This is a genomic window from Butyricimonas sp. DFI.6.44 (genome assembly GCF_022132345.1).
Classification (GTDB): domain Bacteria; phylum Bacteroidota; class Bacteroidia; order Bacteroidales; family Marinifilaceae; genus Butyricimonas; species Butyricimonas muris.
The window spans coordinates 333,797-354,980 of sequence record NZ_JAKNJD010000003.1 but is presented as its reverse complement, the minus strand read 5'-3'; the positions used below and the strand labels follow the sequence as shown (position 1 = coordinate 354,980).

14 protein-coding genes are annotated in these 21,184 nt (G+C 40.1%); 1 reads left to right on the top strand and 13 read right to left on the bottom strand.

All coding sequences use genetic code 11. The annotated features are described in order from the left end of the window. Positions 1 to 174: 174 nt before the first annotated feature. The gene (locus tag L0M98_RS06510) at positions 175 to 1,545 is read left to right on the top strand and encodes an ATP-binding protein (RefSeq protein WP_227216615.1); all 1,371 of its coding nucleotides are present in this window, start codon (positions 175 to 177) and stop codon (positions 1,543 to 1,545) included. Here L0M98_RS06510 and L0M98_RS06505 read toward each other — a convergent pair. From L0M98_RS06505 to L0M98_RS06445, 13 genes are all read right to left on the bottom strand, one after another. Next, positions 1,537 to 2,574 (bottom strand): Fic family protein, encoded by a 1,038-nt coding sequence (locus tag L0M98_RS06505; RefSeq protein ID WP_227216614.1) that lies wholly within the window; start codon positions 2,572 to 2,574, stop codon positions 1,537 to 1,539. The genes L0M98_RS06510 and L0M98_RS06505 overlap by 9 nt on opposite strands. Positions 2,575 to 2,739: 165 nt before the next feature. Beyond that, positions 2,740 to 3,303, bottom strand: a complete 564-nt coding sequence (locus L0M98_RS06500; RefSeq protein WP_227216613.1) for an RNA polymerase sigma factor — start codon at positions 3,301 to 3,303, stop codon at positions 2,740 to 2,742. Positions 3,304 to 3,371: 68 nt separating this feature from the next. After that, positions 3,372 to 6,056, bottom strand: coding sequence for a sensor histidine kinase (locus tag L0M98_RS06495; RefSeq protein ID WP_227216612.1), 2,685 nt, complete (start codon positions 6,054 to 6,056; stop codon positions 3,372 to 3,374). A gap of 101 nt (positions 6,057 to 6,157) precedes the next feature. After that, positions 6,158 to 6,679, bottom strand: a complete 522-nt coding sequence (locus tag L0M98_RS06490) for a TlpA family protein disulfide reductase (protein ID WP_227216611.1) — start codon at positions 6,677 to 6,679, stop codon at positions 6,158 to 6,160. Positions 6,680 to 6,710: 31 nt separating this feature from the next. Beyond that, on the bottom strand, positions 6,711 to 9,323 hold the full coding sequence (locus tag L0M98_RS06485; protein ID WP_227216610.1) for a hypothetical protein: 2,613 nt from the start codon (positions 9,321 to 9,323) through the stop codon (positions 6,711 to 6,713). Between the two features lie 37 nt (positions 9,324 to 9,360). Continuing rightward, entirely contained in the window at positions 9,361 to 11,046 is a 1,686-nt protein-coding gene (locus L0M98_RS06480; protein ID WP_227216609.1) for an O-antigen ligase family protein, read from the bottom strand. After that, complete coding sequence (locus L0M98_RS06475) at positions 11,039 to 11,650, bottom strand: hypothetical protein (protein WP_227216608.1); 612 nt, start codon at positions 11,648 to 11,650, stop codon at positions 11,039 to 11,041. Before L0M98_RS06475 ends, L0M98_RS06480 begins: the two co-directional genes overlap by 8 nt. Before the next feature lie 65 nt (positions 11,651 to 11,715). Then, complete coding sequence (locus L0M98_RS06470) at positions 11,716 to 12,609, bottom strand: hypothetical protein (RefSeq protein WP_227216607.1); 894 nt, start codon at positions 12,607 to 12,609, stop codon at positions 11,716 to 11,718. 141 nt (positions 12,610 to 12,750) lie between these two features. After that, positions 12,751 to 14,577 (bottom strand): hypothetical protein, encoded by a 1,827-nt coding sequence (locus tag L0M98_RS06465; RefSeq protein ID WP_227216606.1) that lies wholly within the window; start codon positions 14,575 to 14,577, stop codon positions 12,751 to 12,753. Between the two features lie 52 nt (positions 14,578 to 14,629). Next, complete coding sequence (locus tag L0M98_RS06460) at positions 14,630 to 15,715, bottom strand: thioredoxin family protein (RefSeq protein WP_227216605.1); 1,086 nt, start codon at positions 15,713 to 15,715, stop codon at positions 14,630 to 14,632. Positions 15,716 to 15,821: 106 nt separating this feature from the next. Then, a complete protein-coding gene (locus L0M98_RS06455; protein ID WP_227216604.1) occupies positions 15,822 to 16,385 on the bottom strand; it encodes a DUF4843 domain-containing protein in 564 nt (187 codons plus the stop codon). A 17-nt stretch (positions 16,386 to 16,402) separates the two neighbouring features. Further along, the gene (locus tag L0M98_RS06450; protein ID WP_227216603.1) at positions 16,403 to 17,824 is read right to left on the bottom strand and encodes a RagB/SusD family nutrient uptake outer membrane protein; all 1,422 of its coding nucleotides are present in this window, start codon (positions 17,822 to 17,824) and stop codon (positions 16,403 to 16,405) included. 12 nt (positions 17,825 to 17,836) lie between these two features. Further along, positions 17,837 to 21,127, bottom strand: a complete 3,291-nt coding sequence (locus L0M98_RS06445; protein ID WP_186976002.1) for a SusC/RagA family TonB-linked outer membrane protein — start codon at positions 21,125 to 21,127, stop codon at positions 17,837 to 17,839. Positions 21,128 to 21,184: the final 57 nt, after the last annotated feature.

The following is a 21,184-nucleotide window of genomic DNA, read 5'->3' as shown; positions in this document are numbered from 1 at the left end:
TTGCCATTACAAAGCACAAATTTCAATTAAACAATTCGCCATTCTCCTTGAAAAGGTGTATATTTGCCATGCAATAAACCTCGAAAAGGTGCATATTCATTATTTTATAAACCTTGAAAAGGTGTAATACCATTAATCCACAAAGATTAAAAAACTGTATTTTATCAAGTTACCATGAAACGAAAGATATATCAAAAAATACTCGAATGGAAGAAAGAACGCAGGGGAGAAGTGGCTCTCCTGATAGAAGGAGCCCGACGTATTGGAAAAAGTTATATCGTCGAGGAATTTGCACGTAATGAATACGATTCGTATATCCTTGTGGATTTTAGTAAAGTGAATCCTCAAGTAATGGAGTTTTTCAATCTCTATTTGGATGACCTTGACACGCTCTTTTTTAATCTTGAACTCTATTTCAAACAAAAACTTACTCCACGTGGAGCAAAAGACGAAGAAGCCCGGTCACTCATCATCTTTGACGAAGTACAATTCTGCCCGCGTGCCCGTGCAAGCATCAAACATTTGGTCGCGGACCATCGGTATGACTATATCGAAACAGGCTCACTTATTTCCATTAAAAAAAATGTAAAAGACATCATGCTACCTTCCGAGGAACACACTATAGAGATGTATCCTATGGACTTCGAGGAATTTCTTTGGGCGATAGGCGATGAAATGATGATGCCCTACATTCGCCTCCAATTCGAGAAAAGACTCCCGATGGGAACTTTTCATCGAAGGGCAATGGACTACTTCCGCCAATATCTTATCATAGGAGGAATGCCTCAAGCGGTGGCAAAGTACATAGAAACACGAGATTTTGAGAAAGTAGACGAGATAAAACGTGATATCTTAACGCTCTATCGCAACGACATTCGCAAATATGCCGACAATCAAGAAACAAAAGTGACCGCGATATTTGAAGAAATTCCCGGGCAACTCCAAAAACATGAAAAAAAGTTTCAACTGTCCGCTTTACAAGACGAAGCGCGCATGCGTGATTATTCGCAAGCTTTTTTTTGGTTGAGTGATGCTAAAATCATTAATTGCTGTTACAATTCAACCGAACCGAGTATAGGTCTAAAATTAAACGAAGAACGTACCACGTTGAAATGCTATATGGGTGATACCGGATTACTTGTCAGCCATGCCTTCGACGAACGAGGTATTGTAAATGAAGAACTATATCAAAAATTAATGTTCGGTAAATTGGAAGTAAACGAAGGTATGTTGGTTGAAAACATTGTAGCCCAAATGCTTCATGCCTCAGGACATAAACTCTATTTTTTTAGTAATAATTCTCGGACATCTGCAGAAGACCGAATGGAAATAGACTTTCTTATTTCAAAATCGGGGACCACTAGCCGTCACAACATTTCACCGATAGAAGTGAAATCAAGTAACCGATACACTCTTACCTCTCTCAAGAAGTGTATCGCTAAATACAGCAATCAACTTTCGACCCCTTATGTTCTTCATGACAAGGATGTAAAAGAGGAAAATGGTATAACGTATCTTCCCCTATACATGACACCTTTATTGTAATATATTAAAAACTATCTCCCAATGCCCTGACTTATTAGAGCCGATACGCCTGATAAGACCTTTCTCTTTTAACGTCGCCATAATGCGCTCACCTTGTCGTAAAGAAACCGAGAGCGCTCCCGCAACTTCTCTCGCGGTTATTCGACTATTAATTCGAATAAGCTCTAATGCACGTTGTTCGTTTATACCGACATTTATACCGACATTTATACCGACATCGGAACGAGATTCTATGCCTTCGTTCTCTATTGAACCCTGATAATTACGAATTGTTTGTTCAAGATTGTGGATATGTTCATCAAACATAAAGTTACGGAACAATTCAATATTATCATTCTCACGCGTAGCAATAAGAGCTTCAATGTATTCAGCTTTACGCTCTTTATTGATATTTGTCGGGATAATCTCAAATTCAAACTGTAACTGATTCATTAATAAACGAGACATCCTGCCATTACCGTCAGCCCACGGATGAATAGTTACCAAATCAAAGTGAGCATCAAAGCTCAATTTGTAGCACTCAATAACATTCGCCTTTGATAGAGTTTTTCGTCTCTGATTTATACTTTCACAAAGTTCCGCAAGCTTTGTAGGCACCTTTGAATAATTCATATAGGAATACCCCCCGGCTCCTGCCGTAACATTCAGTAAACGCAGCTCTCCATTGGCTGACGAAAATTCACCTAAAGCAGTTTGATAAGTTGTCCCTGTATTTTTCAAAACGATAGAAGATAGCTTCTTAAGCATCGCAACCGTAATATCGCTATGGCTCTTTGCAAAGTCTATCGATTGCTCGTATGCCGCTTTGAGGTCTAAATTCATCAATAACTCAGCCATTGAGCGACCTTTGGCACTAATACCTTCGTCAAATAGAAGTTGGTTTTCAATCTCAGTGACCGTTGAACCTTCAATAGCCGTCGAATGGGTAATAAGAGAATACAGATAGAATTTATTGTAATCTATCTGTTTATCGATACCCAACTCCTTAAATTGAGCCAATAAGGATAATAATTCTTGTTCTCTGGTCATGATACCCCCCCTTTCTGTGCAAACTCTTCACGTGAATATCCAAGTGCTTTGTTCTCATATATTCATTTATCGGTAGATTATCTATATTCGATGCCTTTTCGGGTACGAATATAGTGAATATTTTTAAAATAACACCCCAAAAGATAGCATTTGGGAAAATAAGCATCAACAAAAAAGAATCATTAAAACTTTATAAGGCACGGATTCGCGCAAATATTTGTACGCTCTTTTAACATAGGTATGAACGGATTCTTCCGTAATATCCAGTTCTCGTGCGATTTCCTTGTAATTCATTTTTTGGAAAACCTTCAATTCCAACACTTTTCTCTGCTGTTCCGGCAATCCTTGCATACATTGTTTTACCTTGTCCAGTAATTCTTGATTATCCTCGTACTCCACCGTACCGGAAAAAATCAAAGCCTCAGCCAATTTTTCCTTGTTGGCATCAATCACTTGCAGATGTTTTATATAATCAAGGCAGCCATGCTTCACGGATGAATAGAGATAGCTTTTCAAACGGGTACCCGCGGGCAACGAGGGTGCGGCAGACCAAAGAGACACGAAAGTGTCCTGCACCATATCCTCGGCTAAATTCTTGTTCATCAAATAGGCATAAGCCAACCTGTAGAGGCTGGGATAATAGGTTTTAAAGATTACCTCGAAGACCTCATGCGATTGATTCCTCAACCCGTTGACCAAGTATTCATTCACGTCTCCAATTTCACGCACGGCACAATAGCTTAATATTGGTCAAATGTAAATAAAATATTGATTTTTCATCTATTCTTGGAATACTTTTAACAAGAATTTTTCGGCAATGTAAACCAAAATGTAGAACCTTCGCCTTCTACCGAGTTCACCCCGATTTCCCCACCCAGTCTTACCACGATACTCTCGCAAATGGAAAGTCCCAACCCCGTGCCTTGTTGGAAGGGATTCAACTTGACGAAACGCCCGAACACTTCTCGCGTTTTATCGGCAGGAATCCCACAGCCGGTATCGGAAACAAAGAAATAAATTTTCTCATCATCCAACATTCTATACCCAAAACGGATATATCCTTTTTTGGTAAACTTTATCGCGTTCGTGATCAAATTATTCATAACCTGCATCAATCTGTTGGCATCCGAATAAATCGTACATTCCGGCAGGCGTTCCGTGAATTCAACGGACACCGCATCATTCTTCAGACGTAACCGGGCTGTTTGTTCCATTTCTACCAGTAACAGGTTAAGATTTACCTTAGAATAAACGAACTCGAATACCCCCGCCTCTATCTTTGACAAATCGAGAATATCCCCAATCAGTTGCAATAACAGGGTATTATTACTCTCGATAATCTGTATATACTCTTTTTTCTCTTCTTCGTCCACGGTTTCCGCCAACACGTTCGAGAACCCGACGATAGCATTCAACGGAGTACGAATCTCGTGACTCATGTTAGCCAAAAAGGCCGATTTCAAATGATTCGAGATTTCCGCCTGTTCTTTCGCCTTCACGAGATCCATTTCCAATTTCTTGCGGTCATCAATGATTATAGAACCTCCCACTAACATGCTCGGTCGACCGGATTCATCCCGTTCCCCCACGATAACAAAACTCTCGAACCAATAATAAACCGGGTCCTTGATGGAAAATGAAGCCCGATACTCTTCTTTTATCACATCCACCCGTCCCCCTAGCAAATCGTCATACGCCTTCTGAATCAGTTCTCGATCATCCGGATGCACTCGCGACTGGCTATCCGCTTCCGACATTATTTTCTGATCGCTCCCATCTTCAATATATTGATTTGAAATATAGGCAATATTGTATTCCACCGTGTGTTTCCGAAGATCCCAAGTCCAAGGTATCAATCCGGTTGCATCCAGTACCAAATCATATTGCCGGTTCAATCTTTCCAACGACCGCTGGTATTCCCGGGAAGCCAATGAAGCAAAATATTCATCCGTCCGATCAATGAAAAATACATCCCACACCCCTTTTTCAGTACTGGGGAAAGTCAATTTATCAAAATATCGCGTTTCATTGCCTTCCCCGGGGAAAACAAAAGAAGCCAATCGCCCGGATTCCTTATCCATCATGTAATCCAGCAACTGATTGTCCACGTCAGCTTCCGATAACCGTTTACCCACGACCTGCTCCCGTGTCGTTTTGAACACGTTCTCGAAAGTAGAATTCACGTCCAAGAAAATGAAGTCGGAAATATGTCCTTCCTTATCCGGCAACAACTGTTTTCTCACGTAAATCACAGGCATATTATCCACGAGACAGCGATATTGTGAAAGTAATTGATACTCGCGGGTCTTTTGTTTCTGTCGCTGCAACAAAAGATGAAAACGCATTAAAATCAGAGCCCCGAACAGGATAATTACAGCAATAGCTATCACGAAATAGATCTTATAGCGCTGGAAAAAATCCAATGGCATCTGGTAATATACCGCATCTTGGGGAAATAAATCCGGCTTTACCCCGTGATGCACCAAATGATGATAATTCAGATACGCACGAGGTTTTCCCCCGTTCTGAACCGGTATATCACGGGCAGCTTTACCACTCAATATTTCCTTAACCGCGGCAACCACTGTTTGCCCGAATTCCGAAGAAGAAATAAAATAACCACCCGCGAAGGTTCCCGTATTCATATCCATCTCGGACAAAGTAAAAACAGGTGACTTCGAGAAACCATAAATTATCCTCTGGAGATTATCTCCCAAGTACCGATTATCCCCTTGCTGACGTCCCATGAACCAAGAATAATATATAACTCCTACCCGTTCATCATAGAGCATCAATGAATCCAACAGACTCTCTGTCGTGATTTCTTGAGAGGAAAGCAAATCCAATTGCAGATAAGGGAAACTCTCGTTTATTACTTGACGCACCTCTTTACGTATCATCGAGCTAATATACCTCCCGTCTGAAATAAAAGCGACCTTATTCATACCCGGCAATAACCCTTGCATCAACTCCACCATCTCTTTTATAAAAGAAGGCTGCTTCAAGATTGTCACGTTATACGAACGGATCATCTCCTCCGTCGGCACAAATTCCACCTCATTATTCAAATCACCCAAAAGCAAATCCTCTAATCGAGAAGGCATCGAATCCCTAGAAAAACAAATAACAGTAGGCACATCCTTCCACTCCCGGTCAAACAGAGAACGACACAACAGCCACGCGGGATCCCCTATACACACGACAGCCTTGGGCGGCTTCGTGTATTTCCGCGATAAATCCGCCTTCTTCAAATCCGCCTCTTCCAGCGTTTTTATCATTGGTATCAACAACTCCTCCGCCCGAACCTCTATCTTTTCCGAAGAAACATCAGCCAGCACTTCTTGATACAAATTATTTGCCCATGCCTCGTTAAAATTTATCGAGTTCAAAATAAGTATATAATCTTTCTCTCGTGTATCTCCCGCGAATACATTAATACACGAACAAAAAAAGATAAACAATGCCGATATTCTCCTCTTCATAGCTAAATAATCCTACACTAAGCCTCAAAGCTACGAAATAATCATTTACCTATGATAAAGCGAGGAGAATATTTTCAGTTTTTCTACCGATGTGAAAAATATTATATCCCTTTCAATCCCTCCAAAATCTTCTCAAACTCCGGACTCGAAGGTTTCGGTAATTTCAAATTCATCACCCGCCCCTTTTTATCCAATAAAATCAACCGGGGAATCGCCCCTACCCGGAAAGCAATCATCGACGACTCGTCCCCCGCTATCCACCATTGATGACCGCTCATCTTCCCCCACCACAACTCGTTTAGCCAACGCTGTTTCTCTGTATCACAGGAAAGACTCACGAACTCTATTTTCTTATCCTTATATTTCTCGGCTAACCCCTTCAAGGTTGGATATTCCTGCTTACAAGGATAACACCACGATGCCCACACGTCAATCACCACGTATTTCCCCTTGAACTGTTTCAAGGTCATTTCCCGGTTCGCCGTATCCCGGAAAACAAACACGGGAACACGATCCCCAACTTTCAATTCCACTGTATCATGCACCGGCACTGATTCCACTCTTACCTGCGCCCATCCCATTACGGGGCACGCCATCATCATAATTACCAACCATTTTTTCATAACCAAAGTATTTACAATTTGCATAAAATCCTCATTTTAAATCTAAAGCCCACCGTTCCCGGAATATAACACCATTCCGGGTGACCCCTTCCAGTATTATCGTGTATTTCCCGTAAATATCAGCCGTGTAAAACGCCACCGTGGCATTCTTCCCCGGCTCTACCTTGACAACAGGATTCCAATATATCGTCGTACGCTCGTCGTAACGATTATCCTGACGCACAGAATCCACGTCATAACGCGGAACATAAAATTCTTCCGGTTCCTGATACCCCATCAACTTGAACATCGCCAAATTCAATCGTTCCCTCCGCCGTCCCATCCAATATCCCTGTTTAGCCGTGATAGACAATATCCCGCCCAAATCACTACTTCCTAAAAACATCCGAGCCCGCTCCCGCCCTAGTACCGAAATATTCAGTAACATATCCAACGAGATAGAACGCACCATCATCATATCCTCCTCCATATCGTTCACAAACACCCTCATCGGCAGCCCGTCCAACAAGATAACATCCAATCCCGAAGAATCCTTTGTAAACGAAATACCAGGAATTTCCTGAAGTACCAGAAACAAATCATTCCGTCCCGCATATTCCGCCAAACGTACGGAATCCAATCGATACTCTGCCAGATTATCGTAAAAAGAATACGCCTTATTCTGTTTTCTGCGGGTTACGGTCACCTCGTCCAAAACATACACCTTCTCCCCATTCTCGTAATAATAATCCAACCCACACCTTTTCAAAAAATCCTCGTCCTTCTTTTTCTCGTTCATCGTATTCGGCAAATCATATAAAGGGGGAATCAATTCATCCTCCCGAACAGCAACCTCCACCCGTTGATTCCCCTTCGCGCTCAAAGCCTGCACCAAAAAACGAGTACTATCATTAAATAAAAGATTATCTATCACGAAATTTCCATCCTCGTCCGTTTCCACCATATAACAATGACCGTAATTGGAAATCAACGCTATATTAGCTCCCGGGGACTTCTTCCCCCAGAAATTCTTCACGTGCCCGGAAACCATCTGTGCCACTTCGATCTCGTACTTCACTTTCGGGAATTCCCCCCTCGCTATCTCACCCGGGTCAAAACGAGTCCACCCGTGCGTCTGCATGACCAAATCCAAATGCTCCCCCTCCTTTCCCGTCGAACGCCCGAAATAATATCCCGGCTGATTGATATATCCCCGCAAATTTGAAGTCAACAACAAATTCGAGAGAATATGGTCTTCAAGGGTATCAATCTCCACTTTTTGGTCATCTGTCACCGACAACGAAAAGATTCCTTCCAATTCCTGTTCATCCTTCCCGTCAAAACCAATTTCCAGTTCCACCAACTCCCGGGCAACATACTTCCGTTTATTCGACTTCAATGTCAATCGAGGACGTTCATCATGTTGCACAAAGAAAAGACGTTGGCTATATACCTTCCCCTCTTCATCCAACAACACCACTTGTGAAATTCCTTCCGGTAATAATTTTCTGTCAATCTTTCCCCGACTTTTTCCCGTTATCGGGCGTATATCAAAAACTACCCCCTGACTATGTACCAACACGTATAACTTTTCCGCTAACGTGGCATTTTCTCCTTGCATCACCAAGTAATCAACTATATCCCCTTCCCTCGTCACGGATATGCCCCACCCGTCTGCCCGCGACTCCGGCAAATCAAACCATTTCTCCATACCATTCGCCGCTTTCACGAACGCCCGAAACTTCTTTCCTCCATTCACGGACAAAAGGAAACTTCCCATTCCGTCATGCTCCGTGACCATTTCAAACAAAGGAACAGAATCCTGGTATACCGTACCGTTTACCTCCACCGGATACCCATCCGAACCTATTGCTTTAAAAGCAACCCGTTGCCTGACCCCAGCCAGCAAAGTCCCCCCTTCCGGAAAAAACTGCACGTCAAAATCATCCGATAACCCGGGCACCCGTATGTAACGTTCGAAATGAAACGGTTTTCCCCCGGCAAACGCTAACTTCACCACCTCGTTAGCGGAATCCACTTTCACTTCAAGCACCCCGTCCCGATCCGTATATATTTTTTTATCCGAATAAACACTTTTCCGTTTCCCCACGGTACAAATCACCGGAAGCAAGGCAAAAGGTTCTCCCTTCCCATCCGACAACTTTATTGAAGCTATATACCCGTTTCTCCCTTTCCGATAAGTTACTTCCGTCTGCACCCTTGCATCCAACGGATTAACAACCCGAATCTTCTTCTTGAATAAACAATCATTCCCTTGCTTCTGCAAATTATAAGTATACGCCCGCAAAGAATATTCTCCCTGTGGCAATTCCTTGGCAAGATGTATCTGCCCGTAAAAACAAGAATCCCTTTGTCCCACTTTCACCCGCTCAACCAAAGAATCCCGCTTGTCCACCAAGTCCACGTATACAAAACGGCTGGGAATACTCGGTACATTTACCAATGCATGTACCCCGTATGCCCGAAACCAAATATTCTCACCCGCCACGTAAGCACTCTTATCCGTGTGTAAATAAACCTTTTCATGTGGCAGTTTCTCCACAAACGCAATGTAATTATTGATCACCCGTTTCTGAAAATCGGAATATTCCTGAAATGCGTATATCAAGAATATTCCAATCACCAGTACCCCTATTCTTTTCATATCAAACATTTTTAAGCACCCATTCTTTTACTAAAATTCAATTTTCAAATTCCTTCAGTACAACCAAAGCCTCTTCTCTCATTCGTTCAATATTACTGGAAGGAACTTTCACTTTTTTCATTCGTATAGCATTAGCCATTTGAATAGCATTTCCCTTATCCCCAAGCCGCTTGAATATTTCCATTTGCTGATATAACGGGTAAAATCTCCCCGGACACATCGTTACCGCTCTTTGCAATGCCCTTATTGCCTGGAAACAAGAATCTTGTCTTTGATAATTATCAGCGATAAGTAACCATGCATCATAATCTGCTACTTTGTGTAGATACTGTTCTAAAATTATATTACTCGCTTCATACTGACCCGCATAATTTAATTCAGCCCCGTAATTATATAAAAACATCGGGTAATATTTCATTTTTGAATATAACAAAGGGAAATCATTTATTAACGCTTTCGTTTCTCCCCGTAAACAAGCTCGTGCTACATTACTCCACTGCCTTTGATTTTGTAATACAAAACATAAATACAATATTCCAGACAAAAGAATCATCCCCGTACAATATTTTACTATAAAAGTAGATTTTATCTTCAAAAGAAATAACTTATTATCAACCAATCTGCAAATCGAATAACCAATAACTACCCAAGAAACAGGGTAATATAGCGGATAAGAGAACAACGAAACAAATAAAACTATAAACAACAATAAAAAGCACACCCTATTTTTATCATCCGTTTCGGTAAAAATCTTCTTTAACACGTATCCCAGTAAAATCAGAGCCAAAAACATAACCCACACACCAAATTCTATGCCGACAGCCAAATATTCATTAAACACTCGATTGACGTTATCCGTCAAATTTAGCCAATAACAATTTTCAACTCGTGACAAAAACATTGCTTGATGATTCATGTATTCCCGGGCAACACCGCCTATGCCATATCCCCAAGGATGATCCCACAACATATTCAAAGCCGTACCCCAAATCAATAACCGTCCATTCGCAGAATCTTGTTTTAACCAGTAAAAAAAGAATACCGTAATTATTGCAGCCAAAATAATAAATACTCGTACCCCTACATTACACTTACTCCAACAATTTCGCCAAAATCTATATCCGAACAGAAAGATACATCCTCCCGCCGCCAACAACACGGAACGAGAAGCCGATAAACTCACTGCCACAAGTACTACAATTAAAGCCAATATAGCAAACACACGATACTGTTTAATATCATTCTTGATAACAAAAAGTAAAAAAGGAATACCAAAGGCTAACGTCATCGCAAAACCTAACGTGTTATCGAAATGTCCTTTTACCGCCACGACCTGTCCTATTTGAACAAATTGGATTATTCCACAAAATGCCTCTATAACAAGAATTAATGGGATAACACGAGCCAATCGTTTATCATCCAATAAACGATTATCCACGTTCCCGCCTAAAAACAAAAAGAAAGAAAGAACTCCCGTTAATAAGGCATATTGAGAAAAACAATTTCCATCACCAATTACATATAAAACCACTGTCAATACAAAAGAAATAGTGAACCATATAGGTATAAATATCCTTTCCCGTTTACAAATTAAAGAAATTGATATTATAGCTAAAAAGAGAATAACTATCATAGAATTGGGCACAACGCACCAATCTATGTATTCTTTTGAAAAACCAAAAATACTTACGCAAAAAATTAATAGAAATATTACATTAATCATGCATATACGTTTTATTTAGATCATAAAAAGCTAGTTTTAATTCCGTAAATACAGGAGAAAGTTCTTCGTTTAAAAGTCGAAAGTCGCAAAAGATACTTATGTCCGGTTCCAAGTCTTGGTTATCTAATAATTGACAAGGAACTATAAGATTTTGTTTTAAAAGTTGTATTATCTCATTGTATTCTTTTTCAAGTCTCAAGTTTTTAGCTTCCTTTTTGGATAATGCTAGCATAAATTTATCATTTTGAATTTTTATACTAGATAATAGGATTTGTTTCTTTATTGAATTTGTCTGTATTAATCCTAATATCATAAACCTTAGCCGAAGAGGTGTTTTTTTTAAATGAGCATTCATTATTCGCACAAAGTCTTGCACATATGCCTTGTAAACCAAGGGGCATTCTCCAGTAATTATTGGCATTACTAAAGAATCATTTTTCACTTGGACTTGTAACATCTCTCCATATTTTATCCGTGCTTTTTGTTGAGATAAAGATAAATCTTTTATAGAATCCCGAATAACAAATAAATCAACCGGATTAAATACTTCATTCGTGCATCGACAAAATAGAAATATACAACAGCAAAATAGTAGTGGTTTCATACGTAAATTTGATTAAAGCTTATGATTTTAATCAAAATCATAAGCCTTTGTTCTTTTTAGTTTAATTAAACATCGTCATTGTGACCCGGTTCCACAGGGAAATTAAATGTTTTATTTATTGATGTTATAACTAAATCGGTTCCAACAAGCCCTTCGATCTCAATAGAGGTTTTAAGACGACCATCAACATGCAAATCCAAGTTTTTACCAGAATTGACAATTTTTCCAATATGAGAACGTTCTTGCCAATAAATATTAAAGCTTAATCCATAGCGGTCAGTATTTACATTTATTGTTTTAAATTCTGTTGCTATTTTTAGAACCGAATGATATTCGTATCCTGCACTTACATCAACATACATTAAGCCATTTCCCCACTTTTTTTTATAAATAGTATGCGTTTGACTACAAAGCTCTATTTTCTCGTCTGTATCTCCACCACCAATGTTACCGCCACCACCAATATTGCCGCCGCCGCCGATGTTACCTCCTCCACCAATATCACCTCCACCAATATCACCACCGCCAATATCACCGCCACCAACTTCTGAATTAAAGCTTTTTAAACGAGGAGTAACGCTTATTGTTGAATCACTATCTTCCAATGGAATATTTAAAAGCCACTCTATCGTTTTTTTATTATTTTCATCATCAATAGTAATTAAACTTCTACTATTTTGCTTTGCAGAAATAGAATAATAACTCATCTCATATTTTTTACTTAACTGACAAATTACATTATACCCTTCTTCTGACAATGAATCTTTTACCCATCTAGGAACTATTCCTTTAGGATAAACAATTTGTTCGTCTATACAATTTATACTCCTACCCATCATTCCGGAAATATTTTCATTATCCACTGCAAAATTTTCATCAAAATTTTGACACGATGAAAACATCATCGTTATTAGTAGCAAAATACTTCCAATAAACCCTTTTATTACTCTATTATTCATACTATTTTATTTATTAAATCTACAACAATTTCAATATTCCTCACTAAAAAAACCTCATTTCAAAAAATACAATTTGAAACACGCAATAACCATTAAAAATTATCCACTTAATGAAATCAACATAATGCAATATATTTAAATTTACCAATATAAAATTTCTTCTCCATCCCACGTAAATATTCTCTCTTGTTTTCCTGTAGTGAAATTACGTAACCATAACAAAGCATTCCGAGGAATATTATTATAGTCTAAACAATAATCAGTCGCAATTTCTCGTTTTAGAGATTTCCATTCATTATTATCCCAATAAAACAATTCGTAAAGATTATCAGGATAGATTCCATTTCCATCCCCCCTAGGAATTACAACAACTCGTGAAACCTGAATTGACTTTCCAAAATCCACAAGCAATGTTGCCCAACGACCGCTTATTGTAATACTTGTCAAAGGATCCCGATCAAAACCCTTTTCAAATTTGGAATCAATTTTAAAACATGTAATCGGTTTCTGCAATGAATCTTCAAAAACTATATCCGCAATATTTAAAGATGTAAATTCCCTAGCAACAATTTTCCAATAACGATATCTTTTATCGCAAGTAACATCCAAATTGAAATAATGCATATTTTCTGTCGATAAAACACCCACTGTATCGGCTTGAATAAACTCCTTATTATTAGAAGCAATAACCACAGTCCCTTCCAGTTCCTTGCTAAACTTGTAAATATCTTTATTAAATGGGTATTTACGAGTCAAATGCAGCTCCATTCGCTTATTTGTATCAGGCGAACAATATATTCTATTACCACTAAAAGACAAAATAAACGGAACACCTAACCCACAAAGTTCTTTGTTATTATAATAAGCAAGCAAATAAACAATATCTTTACCCATGTTTTTAAATACAGCACACCCTCTTTTTACATCTGCAATTGCTATAGGCTCCCATTTTAAATTACAAAATACACACAAATACACATGATGAATTTGTGGTATTTCAACTTTAACATTGACATCTGTCACATCCACGTAACTATCCGTCACATCCCTATTAAATGGATCAAGAAAAAATTCAGGGATATACTCATCACCTATCGATTGTACAATATCATTACGAGAAAAAGTTCTTCGATACACCTTAGCAACTTTTTTTAGATGTACGTTTTTTATATACTTAACTCCTGAACTAACAACCGTTTCCCAATGATGATAGCCATTTCTATGGGGATAATAAGGAATAAAATCTATAGCAGCAGGTATTCCCTTTGCCCTTTTAAGAAATACATCCCGCCGAGCTTCATCATAACAATTTGAGTACATCATATTTTTAATTAGCTGCTCATCATAAAAAGCCGTGGGCATTTTTAAATGTACATGTCGATCCAAGTCCAATACTGATCTATTTATATCTTCCTTATATCGCATTTCATTCAACTCTTCCGGTAAAATTTTCAAAGAATCAAGCCAAAAATCCAAATTTTCATGTTCTAATCGATAAGGCAAAATATATTCTAAGAAAACATCAAAGGGCACATTCTGCAACCATGAACATGTTTCCCGTAATGCGAATGCTGCATTTATATGATGGATCAAATAATCAGCTTTTATACAGAATATATCTTCCTTCTTAACGGAATTTAGCAATACTTCTCTCTTACTCTTTAAAGTAAGATCAAACATCTTTCTCGTGAAATAAGAAACACCCGATTTTTTTTGAAATTCATCGTAATATTTGTCTATTAAATCTCCTTCTAGTGTATAATGCCCCGGCATATTCTTGATTAAAAACTCAGCAGCCCTCAATTTTAATGAATCTTGAGATTTGGAAGAATAATACTGAAAAACCTTTTCCAATTCACCTCTATTCATCCCACTTGCCTCGAGTGCCGCATTCAACTGAGTATGTCGACACTCATCCTCGCAAGCCATTAATAGTAGAGCAATAACCAACAAAGCCAATAATCTCATAACGCCAGTAATTAAAAATCCCTATTAAACAAAAGAAAATCTCTGTTACTTATTACAACCGGGCAACCGCAGTCTTGAAATTACGCAAGGACGCTTTAAGAGTCGACATTTCCACCTGTTCCGCTAACTGTTCGGTCAACGTTTCCAATTCCTCTTTCTGCTTCTCGTTCCATTTCCCTTTCAAACACAGAATCGGCATAAAATACAAGTAAGCAATCTTTTCGTCCGCCATTTTCGGGAACACCTTTTTACACATTTCCAACACCTTATCCGTGTTTCCCGTTTTCATCCCTTTAATCAACTCGATATACTCGTACAAATGATCCTGTCCGGTCAACTTGTAAGCATCCAATGTTTTTTGGATACCCTCAACATCAGCCAAAGTGGCGGTTGCATTCTTTCCACGGATAATCTCCTCCAGTTGCAAATCAAATAAAGAAGCTAATTTCTTATCCACCTTCTCGACACCGACACCTTCACGAAATTGCTCCGTGTGTTTCAAGAAATAATTCATATTCCCGGAGCCGATCGGTGACAAACTTACATCCTCGTAAATAAACCAGTAAGGCTCCGTGCATTTCTGGCTATCTTCCAACGAACCAATGATATCCTGCGCCACGGCTTTCGCTTTATCCAAATCACAAGCCGTAATCAAAGCTTTCGTGTATTTCAACAAGAAATCCATCTCACGATTCCCCGCGGCGTATTCGGCTTCCAAATTAGCTGCCGAATTTTCATCAAAAGCGGCATCCACTTTCTGAATAAACTCTTTCCCGTCCAACGTGCCACCCACGACACGCTGCATCAGACTGCCATCTGCCTGCAATACCAGAAAAGTCGGATAAGCCGTAACCTTATATTTTTGGGCGAGATCCGGTCCTTCTCCTTTCTCCATGTCTACTTTGATACACACGAAACGTTCGTTCATATACTCACCCACCTCTTTCAAGGGAAGCACCTTCTCCGCCATCATCTTACACGGTCCGCACCATGATGTGTAACAATCCACGAAAACTTTCTTATTCTCGCCCTTCGCTTTCTCCAACGCTTTCTCCAGCGTCAACTCTTGAAAATTAGTCTGCGCGAACACAGACGCCATCATCAACATACCAGTAAACAACAATACAAACTTTTTCATATCCTATAATTTAAAATCTTTTCAACAACATGTGTCAATAATCTTCCTCACGGTCAATGAAAACATCGACCGTGAAGGAAATTATAACAATATCAATTAATAACGATTAATTACTTTGAGTAAATTGCACGAAAGCATGAGTACGTGCCGGATTAGCACTAAGATTAGAATTAGTCGCCATTATTTCAAAATCCTCTGAATCCACAAGTTTGAAGGCGAACATAAAACCTTTATAACTCCCCGCTATTGCCGGATCATAAGTAACAATGATCGGGATATTCACACTCACGGAATCAGCGGGAACCACACAACATTTCTCCATCTCCGGATCATCAAAAGCCACGTAATTCACTCCCGCTATCGCTTCCTCTCTACCATTCGTCAAGAAACTATACGGTTCTATATTTATCTTACGATCCATACTTCTTGCCACACCGGCAACCTGCACCCTGAAAAAGAACGTATCCCGTTGTCGTGACGAATTCACGCTAACCGAAGAAGAATTGTAATACAGATACACACTATCCGCAACATTCATTGCCGCCCCCAATCTCGACGACTCGTACTGGAAATAAATGTAATCACGTTCCAAAGAATACACCCCTACTTTCTCTTCCGAACAGGCATACCCGATCAACCCGATCACCAATGCTATAAATAACTTTTTCATAACCATCTGTTTTTTTATTATCTTTTCTTGTATTCACTCGGGGGCAATGGCAACACATACTGCTCCTCGCCACAATCTGCCGCTTCAATATCCTGCCACAACATCCGTTTCACGGCAAAACGCTTATACGTGAAGAAATTTTGTCCCTCGGCTGCAAATTCCCGTATATATTCCCACAATACCCTCTCCTGCCTATCCGATTCCGACATCGGAGTATACGTGAGATTACGAGCCGCACTATACTCCTCGTAAGCAACATTCGCCTCACTCAAACTTCCAGCTTCCATAATAATAAGATACATCTCAGCCAAACGCACCACCGGCATATTTCGTTTTGCCGTAGAACTGGGATACATCTCATTATATTTCTTCGTAACACGAACATTTTGCATCATTTGATTTCTAGTCCAACTCCAATGACTCTTGTATCTCAAATCGTTCGTGTTGCCCTCGAATAAATCAGTCACGAATGAATTATAATTGGAATTATAATATCCAAGCGTAGTCATACCCGGGTTAAAACCACTCTGCTGATAATCAAACTTATCCTGATTCACGCCACACAAATGTTCCGGATAAAAAAGATTATTACCGATATTCCCTTCCACCGCCAAAGTAAACTTCGGCGTCCCGTCCTCGTTCTTCGCATCTTTCACCATCGCGGCATAACGCACGGCACCCTCCTTATCCCCCATCCACAAACGGGCACGAGCCTGCAATCCTAACACGCCGTAATAATTAAAATGACTCTTCCGGTCTGTCCAAAATCCAGAGTATTCCGTGCTGCCATCAGACGGGTAATTCAAAATCGGGTCGGACTTCTGCAACAATTGCTCGGCCTCATCCAAATCTGCCACCAACAACTCCATGAACCGTTTGAAAGTATGATACGGGTAATTCTCTATGGAATTTTGTGTCACGTAAGGCAAATATTCCACGGAAGCATCCACCTGCGTTGGCATCGGTCCCCAAATCCGTATCAAATCCAAATGCAACGAAGCCCGCAAAGCCAATGCCTCACCTTTCACTATATTATAATACTCTTCACTCAATTTCTCCCGATTCTTATCACATCCCTCGATCATCGGGTTCAACGAATTGATGATTTTATAAAACGCCATAAATACATCATCCAAACCGGTTGCAAACGAAGCATTATCCAAATTATACACGTGGGCTGCCAAATCTACATTCGTGTTCGTCCATGTACACGCCAAATATTCGGCAAAACCACCCCCGCCCATATAACCGTTAGGCTTGTATATAGATGCGGCAGCTAAAACATAAGCTCCGTCCAAAGCCTGAAGAACACCATTATCTGTTTCAAACAAATTATCCGCTACAAGCGTAGTTTCCGGCACAATCGTAAGCCAATCGTTACACGCGCAACACCCCAGTGCCAAAGACGTGCATAATATATAAATACCTTTTCTTATCATGATATTTCCAAATTAGAATGAAAGCGAAAGAAAAAAATTCGGGTTACGAGAAAACGGATAACTTGTCCCCCGCTCCCGTTTAACAGTTGAAATGTAAAAAACATCCGAAAGATTCGCACCCAACGACAAACCTTTAAATCCTAACTTTCGGCAGAAGTGTTCCGAGAAATTATACGAAACATTAATATTCGTACATTGGAATACATTATCCTTTTGGACAAAAGCATCACAAGGAAAAGTATTCGTACTCGCGGAATTCAACATCAACTTCTTGTAAGGAACAACATCACCCGGTTTCTGCCAAGTATCCGATAACACGCGACGATCCTGATTAAGAATCAAGTAAGCGTTTTCCGTTTTATTTGCCAAAGTACTATTAAACTGTTTACCTCCCCATTTCACGCCAAAACCGACAGTCAACATAAACCCTTTATAAGCCAGATTCGTGGATAAATTACCATTTACCTTGGGTAAACGATCCCCCAAATAAACCATATCCTCCGCATTTTGAGCAAAAGTTACATCCCCGTCTTTCGTTAAAAACATCCGTTGTCCCGTGGCAGGGTCTACTCCCACGGTACGCAACCCGTAAATCGCATCCATAGAATAACCTTCACGGTATCGATAATACACATCAGCCGTGTACATACTTGAATTCAACTCCTTCAAGAACTTCTTATACCCCTCCGAAATCTTTTCAATAAGATTTTTCGTGTGATTAAAAGAACCCGTCACGCTCCAAGTAAAGCCCCTATTCGGATTACTGAACAAATTCACGGTAACTTTCGCATCCCATCCCTTGTTTCTAATTGAACCGGAATTAGCCTTAGCCGTCCCGAATCCATGAGATACGGGAAGTAACATTTCCGCTACCGTATTATTCGTCAACTTATCGTAATAACTGAATTCAAATTGCAAGCGACGATTCCACGTGTGCAATTCTACTCCCAGATTCAATTGGTAAGTATTTTGCCACTTCAACGTCGAGTTACCGAACGCTTTCAAATAAGCCCCGAATCGTGACATATAATCATTTTTCGTATCCAAAGTATACACAGCCATCGCATCTTCCGGACTGAATCCCATATTCCCGGAAACGCCATAAGAACCTTTTACCTTCAACCATTGAATAAAAGGAACGTGCTCGATAAAAAACTCTTCATTACTGATATTCCACCCGGCTCCTACCGACCAAAATGTAGCCCATCGGCTATCCTCCCCGAAAGAAGACGAGCCGTTCGCATTAAAACTCACGTCAAAGAAATAACGCATATCATAATAATAATTACCTGAAAAAATCAAAGCTATACGGCGGGTTGTATTTTTAGAACCTGTCGGATACGTGTTATCCCCATACCCCAATGCCATAGACGGGAAATCGATATTATCATTCGAGAATCCCGTGCCGGCCCATGATAGCCTCTCCTCCTTTTTTTCTTCTATCTCGCCGGAACCTCCCAATGTCAACATATGTTTCTCGTTGAAAGTATTCGTGTAATTCAAATTCAAACGCCCCTGCCATTGATTGGTTTCAGTTTCGGTTCTCCCGAACCTTCCTTTCTGATTCGCTTCTTTCCCGGCAAATTGTTTATGAGAAGGAGGTACGAAATTATCGGCTTGACTAAAATTTCGGGACAGCCCCAACGTTCCCACCAAATAAAAATTCTCCGTGAAATTATACCGTACACTGGTGGAATTCCGCACATTCGTGTATCTGGTTTTATTCCAATTCCCGATATACTTATCATATATAGGATTCTCTTTTTTGCTATCGGCAGATGTAGTAAGCGGATGATCGTAATTCTCTATCAACTTACCGTTATCATCATAGGGAGTCCAATAGGGATTCATAGCCACGTAATCTGAAAATGAACCATAAGGACTATTAGCATTATTATTCGTTCCGACGGAAAGATTTTCCGAAACCATTAATTTCTTACTTTGATAACTCAGGTTTAGCGAACCGTTAAAGTTCTTACGATCAGATCCTTTCATAACACCGATAGTCTCGTCATAAGCCAAATTGGCGCTAAAACGCCACTCTTCGTTTCCCCCCATCACGTTCAAACTATGATTTTGCCCCACGCCCGTCCGCACCGGAAGAGATAACCAATCATAATCTAAGCCGTTATCCACTTTCTCTTTCAAGTCGCGGTACAAATCTTGATAAGCTTCTGCGTCCCACGCACCCAATCGATATTCCAAATCCAACTTCTCTTTGGCATTCAACAAATCATAAGTACTCAAATCCGGTATTTCCAGTTTTACACTTCCCCGATAACTCACTTTCAACGTACCGGCTTGCGGCACAAGCGACGTGATCACCACAACACCGTTTGCTCCCCGGGAACCATAAATAGACGTCGCACTCGCGTCTTTCAATATCGTGATACTCTCGATATCTTCATTATTCAAATCTTGCACTCGCTCCAAAGAAACCTCGAAACCATCCAGTATAAACAAAGGCAAATTCAACTCCGCCCGAGTCGCCAATTGCAAATCCTGTACGTTTGCGAAAGTAGAAGCTCCCCGCAATTGGATTTCCGGCAAAGCATTCGGGTCTGAACCATAAGCATTATTCTCCACGATACGGAAACTCGGGTCTAAATTAGATAACGTCTGTAATAAATTTCGAGAAAAATTTCGTTTAATATCTTCTTTCGTCACGCTTGTCACCGCCCCCGTGAAACTCTCCTTCGGCTTGTTAAAAATACCGGTAATCACCACTTCCTCCACCTTCTGTACATCTTCCTTCATCACGATCGTCAACGGCTTCATATCATTTTTCACCTGCACTTTTTGCTGTTGAAAACCCACGAAAGAAAAAATCAATTCCATACTATCCCGCTTTGGCAAGTCAAAATCAAACTCACCTTTAGCATTCGTCACGAAACCCAAAGTTGTTCCTTGCACCCGAATCGTCACCCCCGGCAAGATTTCTCCTTTTTCGTCTTTCACTATTCCTTTCACCGTGATCTTCTGCAAGGTATCAGCAGATACAATCGCAGCCCGCTGAATAATGATCGTGCGATTAATCAACTTGTACGTCAAATTTGTACCCTTCAAACAAGCGTTCAGCACCTCCTTTATATCCGCACCGTTATAATGCAGATTCAAGTGCTGCACGCCCTCCACGTGTCGGTCTTCATACAGGAACGTGTAATCCGTACTTTTTTCCAACAACCGAATAACAGACTCGAACGAAGCGTTCTCCACTTGCAGGGTCACCTTCGCTTCCTGACTATACACTCCTGCAGTTACTTGCATAGCCGATACTAACAAAAACAGTATCACAAACCTCATAACTAACCATGTTTTTAACCACCTTCTTTTCGAAAGAAGGTCTAAAATCCTAATTTT